The sequence below is a fragment of the Kribbella sp. VKM Ac-2568 genome, from assembly GCF_004345365.1.
In the GTDB taxonomy this organism is placed as follows: domain Bacteria; phylum Actinomycetota; class Actinomycetes; order Propionibacteriales; family Kribbellaceae; genus Kribbella; species Kribbella orskensis.
On sequence record NZ_SLVF01000007.1, the window covers coordinates 308944 to 326430 of the forward strand.

14 protein-coding genes are annotated in these 17487 nt (G+C 68.0%); 5 read left to right on the plus strand and 9 right to left on the minus strand.

The genetic code is table 11. The annotated features are described in order from the left end of the window. Positions 1-15 precede the first annotated feature (15 nt). Positions 16-372 (minus strand): YciI family protein, encoded by a 357-nt coding sequence (locus EV648_RS22290; protein WP_132294962.1) that lies wholly within the window; start codon positions 370-372, stop codon positions 16-18. Between the two features lie 161 nt (positions 373-533). Beyond that, positions 534-1385 (minus strand): phosphotransferase enzyme family protein, encoded by an 852-nt coding sequence (locus EV648_RS22295; protein ID WP_132294965.1) that lies wholly within the window; start codon positions 1383-1385, stop codon positions 534-536. Positions 1386-1672: 287 nt separating this feature from the next. Between EV648_RS22295 and EV648_RS22300 the strand changes: the two genes are divergently transcribed. Next, entirely contained in the window at positions 1673-2407 is a 735-nt protein-coding gene (locus EV648_RS22300; RefSeq protein WP_132294968.1) for a Type 1 glutamine amidotransferase-like domain-containing protein, read from the plus strand. Between the two features lie 219 nt (positions 2408-2626). Here the strand turns inward: EV648_RS22300 and EV648_RS22305 are convergent, their stop codons facing one another. The 4 genes from EV648_RS22305 to EV648_RS22320 form a co-directional block, all read right to left on the minus strand. Further along, positions 2627-2923, minus strand: a complete 297-nt coding sequence (locus tag EV648_RS22305) for a DUF664 domain-containing protein (protein WP_132294971.1) — start codon at positions 2921-2923, stop codon at positions 2627-2629. Between the two features lie 15 nt (positions 2924-2938). Then, positions 2939-3517 (minus strand): isochorismatase family protein, encoded by a 579-nt coding sequence (locus EV648_RS22310; protein WP_132294974.1) that lies wholly within the window; start codon positions 3515-3517, stop codon positions 2939-2941. A 92-nt stretch (positions 3518-3609) separates the two neighbouring features. Further along, the gene (locus tag EV648_RS22315) at positions 3610-4389 is read right to left on the minus strand and encodes an SDR family NAD(P)-dependent oxidoreductase (RefSeq protein WP_132294977.1); all 780 of its coding nucleotides are present in this window, start codon (positions 4387-4389) and stop codon (positions 3610-3612) included. 514 nt (positions 4390-4903) lie between these two features. Further along, positions 4904-6781, minus strand: coding sequence for a bifunctional UDP-sugar hydrolase/5'-nucleotidase (locus EV648_RS22320; protein WP_132294980.1), 1878 nt, complete (start codon positions 6779-6781; stop codon positions 4904-4906). A 173-nt stretch (positions 6782-6954) separates the two neighbouring features. Between EV648_RS22320 and EV648_RS22325 the strand changes: the two genes are divergently transcribed. Then, positions 6955-7743: a polysaccharide deacetylase family protein gene (locus tag EV648_RS22325; RefSeq protein WP_132294983.1), complete on the plus strand. Its 789-nt coding sequence runs from the start codon at positions 6955-6957 to the stop codon at positions 7741-7743. 7 nt (positions 7744-7750) lie between these two features. On the opposite strand, the gene EV648_RS22330 is transcribed toward EV648_RS22325, so the two are convergent. Continuing rightward, a complete protein-coding gene (locus tag EV648_RS22330) occupies positions 7751-8263 on the minus strand; it encodes a hypothetical protein (RefSeq protein WP_241995474.1) in 513 nt (170 codons plus the stop codon). A 504-nt stretch (positions 8264-8767) separates the two neighbouring features. Then, positions 8768-9958 carry a homogentisate 1,2-dioxygenase gene (locus EV648_RS22335; protein ID WP_132294989.1) on the minus strand — a complete coding sequence of 397 codons (1191 nt, stop codon included), beginning with the start codon at positions 9956-9958 and terminating at the stop codon, positions 8768-8770. A 102-nt stretch (positions 9959-10060) separates the two neighbouring features. On the opposite strand from EV648_RS22335, the gene EV648_RS22340 reads away from it, so the two are divergent. From EV648_RS22340 to EV648_RS22350, 3 genes are all read left to right on the plus strand, one after another. After that, positions 10061-10915 carry a hypothetical protein gene (locus EV648_RS22340; protein ID WP_132294992.1) on the plus strand — a complete coding sequence of 285 codons (855 nt, stop codon included), beginning with the start codon at positions 10061-10063 and terminating at the stop codon, positions 10913-10915. Next, on the plus strand, positions 10912-12114 hold the full coding sequence (fahA, locus tag EV648_RS22345; RefSeq protein ID WP_132294995.1) for a fumarylacetoacetase: 1203 nt from the start codon (positions 10912-10914) through the stop codon (positions 12112-12114). Before EV648_RS22340 ends, fahA begins: the two co-directional genes overlap by 4 nt. 159 nt (positions 12115-12273) lie before the next feature. Further along, complete coding sequence (locus tag EV648_RS22350; protein ID WP_241995475.1) at positions 12274-16056, plus strand: endo-alpha-N-acetylgalactosaminidase family protein; 3783 nt, start codon at positions 12274-12276, stop codon at positions 16054-16056. A 95-nt stretch (positions 16057-16151) separates the two neighbouring features. Here EV648_RS22350 and EV648_RS22355 read toward each other — a convergent pair whose 3' ends face one another. Beyond that, positions 16152-17396, minus strand: a complete 1245-nt coding sequence (locus tag EV648_RS22355; RefSeq protein ID WP_132294998.1) for a HAMP domain-containing sensor histidine kinase — start codon at positions 17394-17396, stop codon at positions 16152-16154. Positions 17397-17487 lie beyond the last annotated feature (91 nt).

The window sequence follows — 17487 nt, forward strand, 5'->3', positions numbered from 1 at the left end:
CGCGACGCGACGGCGTTAGTCCGCGTCTACTTCGGCCACCGAACGCGGAGCGGAAACCTTCTCGAAGCGGATGTTGCCCGCAGGCACCATCCAGGTCATCACCTGTACCTCGAGGCGGCCGGCCCGCACCGCCGGGTCGGCACTGCACAACTCGCGCGCGGTCTCCGGGTCGACCGACATCACCGAAGCTCCACGCAAGCGCTCGTCGTCCTGACCAAGCAATGGCCCGCCGGCGACGAGATAGCCCTGCTCGCGCAGATCCGCGCGGAAGGCGAGGTGTGCGTCCTGGAGCGCGTCAGCCTCCTGCTCGCTCAGCTCAGGCGCGTCCGCCGGCGGCACCAACAGAACGAGAGTGTGCTGGTCGAACTTCATGCCGCAAGCCTAAGTGACAGGCTCAGCCTGTACGGGCGCCTGTGACGCGAGGTATACGTGATTGAACTGAAGACGCCTGCGGACATCCAACGCATGCAGGTGGCCGGGCGTTTCGTCGCCGAGGTGCCCGGCGTGAACCGAAGGAACCCGATGGCCCGCGATCAGCTGTGGGTCTCGGGCGCCTTGCAACCGAGCGCCGCTCGGATCTGGCTTAGCCACTCTGTGCCCAGTTGGCGCCCGTTCGGGAGTTGGTCGCCTCGATCCCAGCGCCACGTTGTGATCATCGCCAGCACAAGGATCCGGCACTCGCGCAGCAGATCCTGATCGACATCTGGATAGTGCTCGCTGACCTCTTCGGGTGCATGTGCGAGGTCGAATTCGACAGGCCCACGGCAGCACGTCTCAAGATCAATGAACAGCAGCCCGGTCTTCGTGGTGAGCAGGTTGCCTGGATGAGGCTCGCCGTGCAGAAGCTGCTCGGCGGGGCCGCTTTCGTCGATCGCTCGTCTCAGGCTTCGTAACGTGTTACTCAGGAGCTCCCGGTCCGCGTCGGCAAGCGCTGGGGTGAGGTCACGGCTTGCCAAGAGTTGTTGGGCACTCTCAACTCGATCTGTGAAGTGCGGCGTCGGGATATCGAGCTTGCGCATGCCGGCATGCAGCCGCTCGAGCGCATGGGCGTAGTCGGCTGGTGAGACCTCTTCAGGTGTCACGGGTTCGTAGTAGGTCCACAGCGTGACCACGAAGCCATCACGCTCATAGACACGCGGTTCCACTCGAGGCTCGAGAGCAGCCACAGGGCTCCCGGACTCGGCGAGGCGTTGAGCAAGCTTGATCTCGAACTGTGCGACCTGCTCGGCCACAGGTGCCACCCGGGCCAGGACGTCACAAGGCAGAAGACGCAGAGTGAGCTTGTTCGAGTCATTGAGAACGATCGCGTCGTCGACCGGCAGTCCGAGGGATGAGGCGATAGACATGGCCGCAGCCACCGCACGCTGGGCCTCTGACGCCCGCATCGTTCGCCTTGCCCCTCTCCTCTGAGAACCGCCGAATCGCTCCAAGCGGCACAACCCGGGCACCATACCAAGTTGTCGATATGGCGCCATCGTGCGCTGGCTACCAGAAAGTTTCTTGGAGAAATCCGGGAGGCGCTGTCGGATCGGGGCAGAGACGTTCGTTGCAGGGGTGAGCGGCCGCACATGAGGGCGCTCGCTCCACCGCTACTGACAGACTGTGAGCTCGGTGTGACGCCTGACGACGGCTCGGCGGCATCGCACTCGCCAGACAACCAAGGAAAGGCGACATGAGGCTTCTTCTCACTTCCGGTGGCGTCAAGAACGCGAGCATCCACGACACGCTGGTCGACCTGCTAGGCAAACCGATCGCCGAGTCCAACGCCCTCTTCATCCCCACCGCCATCTACCCCTTCCCCGGCGGCCCCTACATGGCGTCGCGGGCGATCAGCGGCGAGACTCCATCGAAGTTGTGCGAACTGGGGTGGAAATCGTTGGGGATCCTGGAGTTGTCGGTGCTGCCGAGCATCGAGGAGGCTGCTTGGGTGCCAACGGTCCGCGACGCCGACGCGCTGCTGGTAGGGGGCGGCGACCCCCTGTTTCTCGCAAACTGGATGCAGCGCTCCGGTTTGGCCGATCTCCTGCCGACGCTGCGCTCCGAGGCGGTCTACGTGGGGGTGAGCGCCGGGAGCATCGCTGCTACCTCCACCTTCGTCGAGACCTACACCGAACCGCCCCGCGGAAACGACGGACCACTGAAATCGGAGGACATCGTCTTCGCCACACCCCAAGGAGACGTCGACAGAATCCTGGTCACGGGACAGGGAGTGGGACTCGTTGACTTCGCGGTGATCCCGCACCTGGACCACCCCTACCACCCCGACGCTTCCTTGGCCAACGCAGAGAAGTGGGCGGCACGGATTCCCGCGCCGACGTACGCGATCGACGACCAGACCGCCATCAAAGTGACCGACGGCACCGTCGAAGTCATCTCCGAGGGCCAGTGGAAGTTGTTCACCCCCTGATACACGAAGGGGCCGCGATACCACCCTGTGGTCAGGATCCCGGTCTTGCTCGCGATCGCCCTCTTCGCGGTCGAATTCACTGCGCGGTCCCGCCACTTCAGTTTCGTAGCGCGCCCCGCCGGACATGCAGTGTTCGTCCGGCAACTGCTTTGGCGAGCTCTAGTTGCACCGGGCCCCCTTCGGTACGAGCGAAGGGGGCCGGGCTGCGCCGGGTATGGCTCACATTCCGCGTGAGCCGTCGAGGGTCTCGCGGATGATGTCCGCGTGGCCGGCATGGCGCGCGGTCTCTTCGATCATGTGGAACAGGACGTATCGCACGTTGCACTCGATGAGGTCTGGCCGCGCGCATGGACTGTCAAGATCCATCGAAGCCGCGACAGCGCGGGACTGCTCAATCTGCTCCCGGTAACACGCGACCCAGTGGTCCACTGTGTCGTTCTCACCGACCATCAGGTCGGCGTCTCGGGGCTCGGTTTTGACGGTGGGCCACTCGTCGGGAAACTCACGTCCGCCCATGACGACTTGGAACCGTCAGGTAGTGACAGTGACTCCCGCAGTGCGCAGGTCGGTGATGGCCTGCTCGGTGCTGGCCGGTGCCACCCCTGCGGTGAGCCGGGCCAGCACCGTCGTACCGAAGCCTGCGTTGTTCGCGTCGAGGGCGGTCGCGCGGACGCAGTAGTCGGTGGCGATCCCGCACACGTCGACCTGGGTGACGCCCTTCTCCTGCAGCCACGCGGCCAGCCCCTGGCCGTCCTGGCACTTCCCCTCGAACCCGGAGTACGCCGCGGCGTGCTCGCCCTTGTCGAAGATCGCGTCGAACGGTTGCGGGTCGAGGTTCGGGTGGAAGCCGACGCCGTCCGTGCCGGCCACGCAGTGCCGGGGCCAGGAGGTGACGAAGTCGGGATTCGCGGAGAAGTGGTCGCCCGGGTCGACGTGGTGGTCCCGGGTCGCGACGACGTACGCGTACTCCCGGTCCTTCTCATCGGCCTCGTGCCACTGGTGCAGCAGCTGCCCGATCCGGAACGCCACGTCGGCGCCGCCGCGGACGGCCAGGCTCCCGCCCTCGCAGAAGTCGTTCTGCACATCGACCACGATCAACGCCCGCGTCATCGCAACGCTCCTTCAGAGTGTCCTGACAGCTACGGTACAAGCCTCAGGCCTGATCTCCGGGCGTTGCCGTGTCGCCGATGTGGCGCGATCGGTCAGGCCGGGATCGGCGAGCCGCCGTTGACGCGGATGATCTCGCCCTGCGTGGCGGTGGTCCGCGGCGAGCAGAGGAAGACGATCGCGGCCGCGACGTCCGCCGCCTCGGGGAGCCGCCGGGCGGTGAACTTCTGTGCGATCTCCGCCAGCGCGGGCTGCGGGATCACCCGGTGCTCGCCGTTCTCGAGGGTGATGCCGGGCATCACGATGTTCACGAGTACGCCGTCCTGGCCGAGGTCGTGCTGCAGGCTCGCCACCATGCCGTGCAACCCGGCCTTCGCGGCGCCGTACGCCCAGGAACCGGCCATGCCACGCTCGGCCAGATCCGTCGACAGCAACACCAGCCGGCCCTGGTTCGACTGCCGCAGGGCCGGAGCCGCCTGCTGGACAAGGTGGAAATTGCCCTCCAGGTTGGCCCGCATCACCGGCACCCACTGCTCGGCCTGCGCATCCTCGATCCGGGTCGGCCGGTCGTGGAAGCTGCCGCTCCCCCAGTTCACCGCGTTCCCCACCAGCACGTCGAGCCCACCCCACGCGGCGACAACCGCCCCGACCGCCTCCTCGACGGACTCGGGCTCCCGCAGGTCCATCGGTACGACGAACGCCTCGCCGCCGGCGGCCTTGATCTCCCCGGCGACCTCCTCGGCCGCGTCCAGTCGGGAGTTGTAGGTGATCGCCACCCGAGCCCCCTCCCGGGCAAACCCGACCGCCGTCGCCCGCCCGATCCCCGAAGACCCGCCCGTCACCAACACGGCCGCGTCGCGCAATCCCAGATCCATGACCATTCCATCCTTTAGTCGGCTAACCAAAAACTTAGCCGACTAATCACCCGCCCGCAACCAGGCTCGAGGACCCAGGCTCCTGCACCCTGGCCGAGCACCACTCCCGGCGGGTTGACTACTTCTGCACGAACCCCAGTTCATTGCCGTCGCCGTCGCGGATTCGGCGACCTCGAAGTTGAACCGCGCACCCGTCGCCGGCGCCGGCTCGTACTGCCCGAGAGCGAACTGCACGGGCCCCAGAGTGAAGTGGACGGAGGTGCCATCACCCGGGCGACTGGTGATCTCGGCAACCAGCTGATCGTTGCCCACAGCCACCACCACTTCCACAGACATCCCGGATGCATGCTTGCATCCGCTGCCGACGTACCAGTACGGACTGAGTCGTGGATTTCGGGGCGGGAATGCGGTTGCCCAGAACGCTGATCCACGAATGAGCGCCGGCTCACACCTCGCGTGCGTTCTCGAGCAGCGCGGAGGTGTGAGCCGGGGCGGGGAGGAGGGGGCGGGGGAGTCAGGGCGTGATGACGACGGGGGCGCCGTTGGCGGTGAGGGACCAGTCGGTGGTGTGGAAGGTGTTCGGGTTCACTTCGCCGGTGGTGGTGACGTAGTCGATCATCAGCTGGCGGATCTCGACCTGGCGGTTGTAGAGCACCGGGGCGGTCTTGACGTGCGGGAAGTTCCCGCCGCCGGACTGGCGGTAGTTGTTCACCGCGACGACGAACTGCTGGTCGGCCGTCACCGCCTCCCCGCCGTACGTCAGGTCGCTGATCCGCGCCCCGACCGCCTTCGCGATGTCGATCTTGTACGCCAGCGGCTTCGCCAGCCCGCCGAGGATGTCGTAGTTGTAGTCCGGCGTCCCGCCCGGCGCGGTCGGCGTCGGCGCGTTCGTCACCTGGTCCGGCGTGAACGGCCCCGGGCCGCTGACCTGCTTGAAGTACTGCGCGGAGAACTCGAGGTAGTCCTTCACTTGAGCGCCCGTCATCGTCACCGCGAGCAGGGTGTTGTCGAAGATGTACAACCCGGCGACGTCCCGCACGGAGACGTCACCCGCGGGGATCGCCGCCGCCCGGTTGAACGGCGCCGCGATCGCGAGCACGGGCAACGCCGCCTCCGGAGTACCGGCGAGGGCCTTGCTGACCGCGTCGGCCTGGACGAAGTTCACGAAGTCCAGCGCGGCGGTGTCCTCCCAGGGCGCGGTCGCCGCGGACATCGCCTCGGTGCAGGTACCGATCTTGGAGTTGACGTACTCGACGACCTTGTCGTGGTCCTTCTGCAGCAGCTTGGTGACGTTCGGGTCGGCGGCGACCGTGTTCGCGTTCAGCACCTGGCTGTGCCGGCCGACCACCTTCCACTGGCCGCGGACCTTCTGCAGGTCCAGGTCGATCAGAGCGAGCCGCATGCCCCACTTGAGCGGCTCGACCAGTACTACGGACTCGCCCGTCGCCTTGTTCGTCACGAGGCGCTCGGGGATCTCCAGGTGCGCGTGCCCGACGAGCACCGCGTCGATGCCCGGGACCTCCTCGGCCATCAGGGCGGAGGCGTTCTCCGGGACCGGCAGCGCGTCGCCGTACGAGGAGGACAGGTCCATGCCGGAGTGCGCGGACACGATCACCACGTCGGCGCCGGCCTTGCGGACCCGCGGCACCCAGACCTTGGCGAGCTCGACGATGCCGCCGAACTTGACCTTGTTCTCGACGTTCGCCTTGTCCCAGATCGCGATGCCCGGGTTGGTCAGACCGAGGATGCCGACCGTGATCGGCTTCTCGCCCGGTACATGCACCCGCTTCAGCACGTACGGCGGGAAGACCGGCAGCCCGGTGGTCCAGTCCTGCGCGTTGGCGCCGAGCAGCGGGAACCGCAACTGCCGCTGGAACTTGCGGAGGATGTCGAGCCCGTAGTTGAACTCGTGGTTGCCGAGTGCGGCGGCGTCGTACCCGATCTCGTTCATCGCCGCGGCCATCGGGTGCACGTGGCCGCCCGTGATCGGCTCGATCTTGGCGAAGTAGTAGGCCAGTGGGGTGCCCTGGATGGTGTCACCGGCGTCGAGCATCAGCGGGGCCGGAGTACGGCGCTCCTTGGCGATCCGGGCGCGGACCGCCTTGACCAGGGTCGAGACCTTGGCCAGGCCGATGTCGTTGTGCGCGGTGTCGTCGTACTCGGTGTTCTTGAAGTAGTCCCAGTTGAAGACGTTGCCGTGCAGGTCGGTGGTGCCCATCACGCTGAGCCGGACCGTCCGTCCGTTGGATCCCCCGCTGTACGAGCCGCCGGCGTACGCGGGGACCGCCTGGAAGCCGGCCGCGGCCAGGGCCGTCGCAGCGGCGCCCCCGATCACCGTTCGCCTGCCCATGCTCCGGTCAACCGCCTGGTCCTCGCTCCTGCTGTCCGTCATGATTCGCCTCACGCATCGTTGGGTTCTGGCTTCAGGGCGCTGTCCTCCCGGGCGGGGAGGACCTTTGTCCTCTGGTTCCCGGGCGGGGAGGACGCGGCCTGGGCTGCACGATACGGGCGACACACCCCGGGGTGGTGATGGGATGGCCCCTTCCCCGCGAGAAGATGCCGCCCATGACCTTGCCGCCCGGCAGACTCCTGCTCGTCGCTGCCGTCCTGTTCGGGGCCGCCCTCGCCCAAGCAGCCAAGCCCTCCTCCGACCACGCGACCGCGGGCCCGGTCGCGCAAACCGAGGTGAGACCCGCCGCGAACCACGGACCGCTGGCCGTCGTACCGGAAGGCCGCCATACGACGCCGCCGGCGCGGCGGACCGGGCAAACGTCCCACCCGGTCACGCATCAGGGGAACGCCCAGCCCCACGGGCCTGGTGGGAAGGTGCTCTACCTGACCTTCGACGACGGGCCGCAGCGGGAGTGGACGCCGCGCGTGCTCAGCCTGCTCGCCAAGCACAAGGCGAAGGCGACGTTCTTCGTGCTCGGCCGTGAGGCGGCCGCGCACCCGGACCTGGTGGCACTGGAGAAGCGCCTCGGGCACCACGTCGGCAACCACACCTGGGACCACCCGATGCTGACCCACCTGACGCCGGCCAAGATCCGCCAGGAGATCTCGTCGGGCGTGCCGTCGAAGTGCTTCCGTCCGCCGTACCGCGCCACCAACGCGCACGTGGCGGCGGTCGCGGCGTCGTACCACCAGCGCCAGGTGCTCTGGGACGTCGACACCCTCGACTGGGAGAAGCCCGGCACGGCGAAGATCGAACGCGCGATCCTCCAGGGCGCCCGCCCCGGCGCGATCATCCTGATGCACGACGGCGGCGGCAACCGTGCCCAGACGGTCGCCGCCCTGGACCACGCCCTGACCAAACTGACCGCCCAGGGCTACACCTACCAAGCCCTGGGCTGCTGAGCCGTTCTCAGTGCTCGATGCCGGCCGTGCCGCCGGAGAAGTGCTTGAGCGCCTGGTCGATCACGTGGACCGGCTGGTCGAGCGCGTTCACGAGGTACAGCCCGGTCGGCTTCAGCAGCGGACTCGGCTTGATGACAGCGCGCACGGCCGGCTGATCGAGTCCCCGTACTCCGGCCGTGGTGGCCCCGATCCCCGGAGCCAGCCGCAGCTCAAGCACGAACAGCCGGAAGATCTTCACCTGCCGGAACCCCTTCACCGTCTTCCAAGGCAGGATCACCGGGAAGGCAGCGCCTTCGACCGCGAGTTCGAGCGCCTTCGGCGACATCCGCATCGCGACCGGCGGCAACTCGTTCGCGGCGTACCACTCCTGCCGCTCCTTCTCCAGCCTGAGCGCAAGCACGGTACTGAGCACCAAGGGCACCATCGCCGCGATCAGCAGCAACGCAAACGGCCACAACCCCGCACCCCGGAAGGCAACCAACGCGACCAGCGCCACAAGGATGCCCAAGGCCCCGATCACCAACGTGACCCAAGCCCCCCGCCGCTGCACCCTGCTGACCAAACCCCGCCGCCGCAGCACAACCTCCCGATCAATGCCGACAACAAACGTCTGCACCGGCGCCCGCTCACTCATAGGTACACAATCGCAGCACCCAAGGTCCCCCGCAGCGACACACCCCCAGTACTCCGGCCCGCCCCACGCGCCGACCGCCCGGACAGCTGACGGAGCAACCCCACAGCGGGCACCAAAACCGCCCCGGTCTGTTACTCCGTGGCGTCGCCCCAGGTCGACGTACCGAGTGACAGGAAGTAGTCCAGTCGTCGGCCCCAGGCCCCGCGTGCCAACTCCCGCAAGATGACCGAATCCCGTCGACCTCCTGTCACTCGGTACGCCGCCCCCGGCAACCGGCAGGGCTGACACGCACGTTCGGGCAGTCGCCCACTGAACATTACGGTCTGCAAGCAGGAGCCGCGGCCGCGCCCACCGAGTGGGTGGGGGCCGCGACGCAGGAGGGGCGTGGGATTAGACGCGGCGGCCGGCCCAGGTCCAGGCGTAGACCCCGTCGTCGACTGCCGCGCCGCCTTCGCCGAGTTCCAGGGGACGGAAGGTGTCCACCATCACCGCCAACTCCTCGAACCGGTCCGCGCCTAGAGACGCCTCGATGGCCGACGGTTGCGGGCCGTGGGCGTAGCCGCCGGGGTGCAGGGAGATGGAGCCGAGGCCGATGCCGGAGCCCTTGCGGGCTTCGTAGTCGCCGCCGCAGTAGAACATGACCTCGTCGGAGTCCACGTTCGAGTGGTAGTACGGCACGGGCACCGACAGCGGGTGATAGTCGACCTTCCGCGGGACGAAGTTGCAGATGACGAAGTTGTTGCCTTCGAAGACCTGGTGCACGGGTGGCGGCTGGTGGATGCGGCCGGTGATCGGCTCGTAGTCGCTCACGTTGAAGGTGTACGGGTAGAGGCAACCGTCCCAGCCGACCACGTCGAAGGGGTGGGTCGCGTACGTCATCCGGCTGCCGACGATCCCGCTCGGCCCGTTGCCCCGGTGCTTGACGAGCACCTCCACATCGTTGCTCTCGACAACGAAGACGTCACCTGGCGTCTGCAGATCGCGTTCGCAGTACGGCGCGTGCTCGAGGAACTGGCCAAAGCGACTGAGATAACGCTTCGGCGGCGCGATGTGACTGTTCGCCTCGATGCAGTAGGCCTGTACTCCGTCCGCGCCCGGGATCCAGCGGTGCGTGGTGGCTCGCGGGATGATCACGTAGTCGCCCTCGGCTGCGGCGAGCACGCCGAACACGGTCTCGACGGTCGCGGAGCCGCGCTCGACGTAGACACACTCGTCGCCGATGGCGTTGCGGTAGTACGGCGACGGTTCGGCGGCCACGACGTACGAGATCCGGACGTCGCCGTTGCCCAGCACAAGCCGGCGGTGCTCGACCGCGTTGTTGTCGATGCCGGCCTTGAACAGGTCGTGCAGTTTCAGGTGACGCGGCGTCAGCGGGTGGTTCGGCGTGGTCGAGAGGTCCGGCAACTCCCAGACCTGCGAATCGACGATCGCCGACGGCACCCCCGCGTGGTACAGCAGCGACGAGTCGGACGAGAACCCCTCCTCGCCCATCAGTTCCTCGTAGTACAGCCCACCGTCGGGCTTGCGGAACTGGGTGTGTCGCTTCGGCGGGATCTGCCCGACCTGCCGGTAGTGCGCCATGGCTCCTTCTTCCGAACGGAAACACACCGGTGACCGACCGGTGTCGTACGTTTATCGGACGCTTGTGTCCGCTTACCGAAAGCATCCGTTAGGCTCACCAGCATGTCAACCATCCCTGCCCTGTTCCGGCACCTGGTCGACGACGCGGCGATGTTCCCGCCCGGGGACCTGCCCCTGGTCGAGGCCGTGGCCGCGCACCGGGCGCACCGGAAGTCGGACCATGCAGACCTCGTCGGCCCGTTCGTGTGCACCGATGACGACCTGATGAAGGTTGCCGCCGAGGCGGCCCGCACCGGCGGCGGCCCGCTCGAGGTCAGCGTGGTCATCATCGGCGGCGCCGGCGGCATCGAGCCCGCCGTCCGGTACGGCGACCGCTCGTCCGAAGTGGTCGTCAAGTCGGTCGAGGTGCGACTCCGCGACGAGGACGACCTGTCCCGCAACGCGCTCCGGGTGGTCCGCGTCTGCGACGACTGCCTCGACGAGGAGAACGCCTTCGTCGAGATCGGCCTGGACGGCGCCTGGGAGCGGGCGCTCGACGTGGTCGCCGACGCGGGCTACGCGGCCAAACTGCGCACCGGCGGCCTCGACGCCTCGCTGTTCCCGAACGCGGACCAGGTCGCGGCGTTCATCACCGCCTGCCTGGATCGCGAGGTCGCGTTCAAGTGCACCGCCGGCCTGCACAACGCCGTCCGGCACACCGCGACCGACACCGGATTCGAGCATCACGGCTTCCTCAACGTCCTGCTCGCCACCCGGGCCTCGCTCGACGGAGCCGCCCAGGACGAGATGGCCGCGCTGCTGGAGAATCGTGACGGCGAACCACTCGCCGCACAGGCGAGGGACCTGTCCGAGGCTCAGGCCGTCGGCACCAGGAAGTGGTTCACCTCGTTCGGCTCGTGCAGCATCGACGAACCCCGTCACGACCTGACCGAACTCGGCCTGCTGGAGACCAAGTGACCTGGATCGAGATCCCCGCGAACTCCCCGTTCGGACCCGAGAACCTGCCGCTCGGCATCTTCCGGGCCGGGGACGAGGAGCCCCGGGTGGGCGCCGCGATCGGCGACCAGGTGATCGATCTGGCGCTGGTCGCGTCGGCGCAGATGCTGGACGGCGCGCAGGTCTTCGCCGAGCCGACGCTGAACGCGTTCCTCGCGCGCGGCCCGCGGATCTGGCACGCGACCCGCGAGTGGCTGCTGCAACTGGTCTGGAACTCCAACGAGCGGGACGCGGTCGAGCCGCACCTGATCCCGCAGTCCGCGGTGACGATGCTGATGCCGTTCGAGGTCGCGGACTACGTCGACTTCTACGCCTCCGAGCGGCACGCGACGAACCTCGGGCGGCTGTTCCGGCCCGACTCCGCACCGCTGCTGCCGAACTGGAAGCACCTGCCGGTCGGGTACCACGGCCGCGCCGGCACAGTGGTTGCCAGCGGCACCGACATCGTCCGCCCCTCGGGGCAGCGGAAGGCCCCGGCCGACGACGCCCCGACGTACGGGCCGTCGCAGCGGCTCGACATCGAGGTGGAGCTCGGCTTCGTCGTCGGGAGCCCGTCGATGCTCGGAAAGCCTGTCTCCGTTGATGATTTCAAGGACCACGTGTACGGCGTGGTCGTGGTGAACGACTGGTCCGCCAGGGATCTGCAGGCCTGGGAGTACGTGCCACTCGGGCCGTTCCTCGGCAAGTCGTTCGCCACCTCGATCTCCCCGTGGGTGGTCTCGCTGGAGGCACTCGAGGCCGCGGCCGTCCCACTCGGCAAGCAGGAACCCGCCGTCCTCCCGTACCTCGCGGGCGACGGGCTGACGAACTACGACATCACCTTCGAGGTGTACCTGAACGGCCAGCTCGTCAGCAGTCCGCCGTACAAGGAGATGTACTGGTCGCCGGCCCAGATGCTCGCTCATCTGTCGGTGAACGGCGCCTCGGTCCGCACGGGCGACCTCTTCGCCTCCGGCACGGTCTCCGGGGCCGGGAAGGATCAACGCGGCTCGCTCATCGAGCTGAGTTGGGGCGGTCGCGAGCCGCTGACCGTGAACGGCGAGGAGCGCACCTTCCTGCAGGACGGCGACGAGGTCACCATCACCGCCCACGCCACCGCCGCCGACGGCACCCCCATCGGCCTCGGCTCCGTCACCGGCCGCATCCTCCCAGCCATCTGAAGCCCCTCGAAGCCCGTCCCCGGTTGACCGATCGGAGGCGGGCTTTGTGCTGTCAAAACCGCCAATCCTGTTCATAACTGTTCGTTTCTCTTGACTGATGCTCGTTCCTGCGCACAGAATCCGGATCGACACCCCTTCCGTCCTTCCAGGAGTGCGCCCGTGATTCCCATTCGCCCAGCGGCTCTGACCGCCGCTATCGCCCTCGCCGGCAGCCTCCTCGTGGCCGCCCCGGCACTCGCCCCAGCACAGGCCGCCCCAGCCGCGGCAGACCCGCTCACCCTCAGCTCGAACGAGCTGACCGTCACCATCGGCGCCGACTTCCCGCGCGTCATCCGGTACGCCGACACCGCGTCCGGCAGGTCCCTCGGCGGCCAGCCCGACGCCATCTCCACGATCACCATCAACGGCACCGCCCGGACCGCGCACCTGGCCGGCCCACCGACGATCACCGGCAGCCGGGCGTCGTACAAGCTGGCTTTCGACGCGCTCCCCGGAGTCGAGCTCGACGCCAGCCTGGCCGTGACCGGCCGGGTGACCAAGTTCAGCATCGACGCGGTCAGCGACACCGAGACCAGCCGGGTGAAAACGATCGACATCCCCGACCACGACCTGGTCTCCGTCGCCAGCACCGACGCCGGCGCGACCACCGCCTTCACCACGCTGGACCCGGACTCCACCCGGACCGCGGACAAGATCACCCCGGTCACCCCGACGACTCCGGCCGAGCCCGCAGCCACCGGAGCGGCGTACGCGTTCGTCAACACGAGCGGGCTCGCCGCCGGGATCGAGTCGAACTCCGTTTACGACAAGCCGTCCGGGCAATCCGTGGACGACGGTGCGCGTTTCTGGCACCGCGCTCGCAAGGCCACCGACGGGACCAGCCGGGTCGGCGTGTGGAGCGGCCAGTGGACCTACCGCGCCGACACCTCGCCGTACACCGAGCCGCTCCCCTGGGCGAAGGTCGTCGTGACGCCAGATGCGAACAACGACAAGACCGTCGACTGGCAGGACGGCGCGATCGCGTTCCGCTCGATCATGACCGAGCCGAAGGGCGGCGACCAGGTGAAGAACCGGGTCGTCACGCACATCCCGTTCAACTTCGCCAGCCAGGCGACGCACCCGTTCCTGCGCACGCTCGACGACGTGAAGCGCATCTCGCTCGCCACTGACGGCCTGGGCCAGATGGCGCTGCTGAAGGGATACGGCTCCGAGGGCCACGACTCGGCTCATCCGGACTACGGCGGCAACTACAACATCCGCGCCGGCGGTCTCGCCGACCTGAACACGCTGCTGACGACGGGCAAGGACTGGAACGCCGCGTTCGGCGTACACGTGAACGCGACCGAGTCGTACCCCGAGGCGAACGCGTTCAGCGAGGACCTGGTGGACAAGTCCAGCAAGGGCTGGAACTGGCTGAACCAGAGCTACTACATCAAGCAGCGCCCGGATCTTGCCACCGGCAACATCGTGAAGCGCTTCCAGCAACTGCGGGACGAGACCGACAAGAACCTGCAGGAGCTCTACATCGACGTGTACTACCAGTCCGGCTGGCTGGCGGACGGCCTGACCAGGCAGCTCGCCGACCAGGGCTGGCAGGTCGCCACCGAGTGGGCGGACCGGCACGAGCGCACCTCGCTGTGGTCGCACTGGGCCAACGACCTCGACTACGGCGGCGCCACCAACAAGGGCCTCAACAGCAAGATCATCCGGTTCGTCCGTAACCACGAGAAGGACGTCTGGAACGCCGACCCGATCCTCGGCCAGTCGTCGATCGTCGAGTTCGAGGGCTGGACCAGCGAGACAGACTGGAACAAGTTCTACGCCAACATCTGGCAGCGCAACCTGCCGGCCAAGTTCCTCCAGCAGCAGAAGATCAGCGACTGGAACCCGAACGAGATCGCCTTCACCGGCGGCGTCCGCGGCACCGTCGAGAGCGGCAAGCGCAGCCTGTACGTCGGCGCGGCCAAGGTGCTCGACGGCGACAAGTACCTGCTCCCGTGGGATGACAACAAGAAGCTCTACCACTACAACCCCGAAGGCGGCCTGACCGCGTGGCGGGTGCCCGCGGCGCTGGCGAGCACGAGCAAGTTCACCGTCTACAAGCTGACCGACACCGGCCGGGTCAAGACGACCACGGCACCGGTCCGCAAGGGCGTCGTGACCCTGAACGCCGAACCCGGCCAGCCCTACGTCCTGTACCCCGACGAGGCCCCGGCTCCGCAGGCGGTCAACTGGGGCGAGGGCAGCCACCTGAAGGACCCGGGCTTCAACGCGGGTGACCTGAAGGCCTGGAGCCCGACCGGTTCCGCGAAGCTCGACACCCTGGCCAACGGACAGCACGTCGCCGTCATGGGACCCGACCAGACCACGCTCAAGCAGCGGATCACCGGCCTCACCAAGGGCCGCACGTACAGCGCCTCCGCGTGGATCGAGGTCGAACCGGGCAAGTCCCGCAAGACCACGATCTCGGTGAACGGCGTCAGCACCTCGCTCAGCCGGTCCACGGCGCAGAACAAGGTCGCGTCCGACGACAAGCAAGACCTGTACTACCAGCGGGCGCGCGTGCTCTTCGACGCCACCGGCTCCACCGCCGACCTGAGCATCGGAGCCGCGGCCGGCAACGCCAAGGTCCGCATCGACGACGTCCGGGTGGTCGAGACGAAGCGGCCGAGCGCCGGCCTGGTGGACGACTTCGAGAACGTCGACCAGGGCTGGGGACCGTTTGTGAAGGGCGATGCCGGTGGCACCACGGACCCGCGGACCAGCCTGCTGAAGAAGCACGCGCCGTACACGCAGGCCGGCTGGAACGGCAAACTCGTCGACGACGTGCTCGACGGCGACTGGTCGCTCAAGTCGCACGAGGAGAACGAGGGCCTCGTCTACCGGACCGCACCATGGACTGTCGACTTCAAGCCGGGCCACAAGTACAAGGTCAGCTTCGACTACGAGAGCGGCCAGGCCGGCCAGTACACCTGGGTGCAGGGTGTCGACCGCCCGCAGTCCGTCGAGGTGAAGTCCACCCCGATCGGCGCGCAGCGGACCAAGGCGACCTTCGACCAGGAGTTCGTGGCCGGTTGCGGCGGCGACTACTGGGTCGGCCTCCGCAAGCTGTCATCCGGTGGCGACCAGGCCGACTTCATCATGGACAACTTCGCCGTCACCGACCTGGGCGCATCCAGTGAAGCTGCCGACTGTACTTCGCTGAACCTGTCCGGGGCGGGCCTCAACGGCATGGTCTCGGGCGAGGCGAACACGGTGGTCACCACCTTCGCCAACAACGACGTGGTTGCCGTCAACAACATCACGCTGGCCCTCACGGCGCCGGCCGGGTGGACCGTCGAGGCAACCACTCCGGCGGCCCACCCGACGGTTGCCGCCGGCACCAGTGTCACCACGACCTGGAACGTCACCCCACCGGCCGGGACACCGGAGGGCAAGTACGTGCTCACGGCAACCGGTGGTACGGCGACGACCACGGCCGAGGCTACGCTCCTGCCGCCCGGGATCGTGCCGCAGTCCCGGATCAAGGTGGCCGACGTGAGCAGCGAGGACGTCGCCACCGGCGGCCCGGCGATCGCTGCCCTCGACGGAAACCCCAGCACCCTTTGGCATTCCGCCTGGTCCGAGGTCCCCACCCCGGCCACGTATCCGCACCACATCACGCTGGACCTCGGTACGACGTACCAGGTGGACGGGTTCAGCTACCTGCCTCGGCAGAGCGGCACGAACGGGATGTTCAAGGGCTACGAGATCTACGTCAGCGCGGACGGGCAGGACTGGGGTACACCGGTGCAGACCGGTGAGTTCCCCAACTCCATCGCCGTGCAGCGGGTCGACTTCCCCGCGAAGGCCGGCCGCTACGTGAAGTTCGTCGGCACCAGTTCGCTGAACGGCGCCGTCTTCGGATCGGCCGCGGAACTGAACGTCTACGGCACCCGGTAGGGACTGCCCGAACAGCAGACAGCGGCGCCATCTCCCCCGAGAATGGCGCCGCTGTCCTGGGTCAGGAGCTGTGCTGGGTTGGCAGCTGTCCTGGGTTACGACTCCGTGTCAGGAGTGCCGGGGAGAACCAGCCGGGCGCAGGCGCCGCCGCCGGGCGCCGTACCGAAGGTGAGTTCCGCGCCGAGGACTTTCGCGTGGCCGGCGGCGATGGTGAGGCCGAGTCCGTGACCGACCCCGCGCTCGGCCATCCCGGACCGGAACCGACGGGGGCCCTCGGCAATCAACTCCTCGGGATAACCGTTGCCGTGGTCCACTACCTCGATGGTCCGGCCCTCCACCGTCACCTCGATCGGCGGCCGTCCGTGCCGCAGGCCGTTGACGATCAGGTTGGCCAGGATCCGCTCGATCCGGCGGGAGTCGGTGGACACCACTTCCTCCCGGCCGACCCGGTGTACGACGACGCTGTCCGGGGCGAGCGACTGCTGCATCCGGAGCCGGCCGACCGCGGACCCGACGAACGCGCCGAGGCCGACGTGTTCCAGGTCGGCCTGCTCGACACCGGAGTCGAACCGCGCGATCTCCAGCAGGTCCTCCACCAGCCGCCGCAGAACTTTCGCACGGTCCCGGACCAGTTCACTCGGACGGCCGGGCGGCAACAGCTCAGCCGCCGTCAGCAGCCCGGTCACCGGGGTTCGCAGGTCGTGTGCGACGTCCGCGGTGAAGCGGCGCTCGGCCTCTAGCTGGCCCCGCAGGGAACTGGCCATCGTGTCCAGCGCGGTCGCCAGCGATTGCACCTCGTCCTTGCCCTTGCCGGCCACTTCCGCCGCCGAGGCATCGAGATCACCGCCCGCGATGCGACGCGCGGTACCGGCGACTGCGACGATGCGGCGGGACAGGCTGCCGGCCGCGACGACACTGACCAGGGCGACCAGGGCCACCGTTCCGATCCCGCCCAGGATGAGGGCGCGGCGCAGCGCGCTCATCGACGCGTCATCGGTGTCGTAGTCCTGCACGATCGACAGGATCCGGCCGTCATTGACCCCGACGGCCGCCCACATCTTCGCGTTCGGCGACGCCGTCTTGAAGGTGGCCCGCTTGCCTTCCAGCACCGCCTCCCGCAACTGCGGCGGCAGGTCCGGATCGTCCAGCCGGGCGCCCAGCCCCTGCACGTCGGTGCGGTTGTAGATCTCCGCGGCGGACTGGATCCGTTCGTCGGCGAAGCTGCGGGTCCGGTCCAGCCGGGACGACTGCGCCTGGGTGTAGACCGCGACGCAGAGCACCAGGATCGCGAGTGAGGAGACGAGCAGGATGATCAGGCCTAGTTTGCTGCGGAGGCCCATCCGTGTCCTCCGTCCGGGGTCAGTGCGTCAGCTCCGGCGTCCAGGCGGGTGGATCGCAAGGCGGAGGAAGCGCTCGATGCGGGGTTCATCG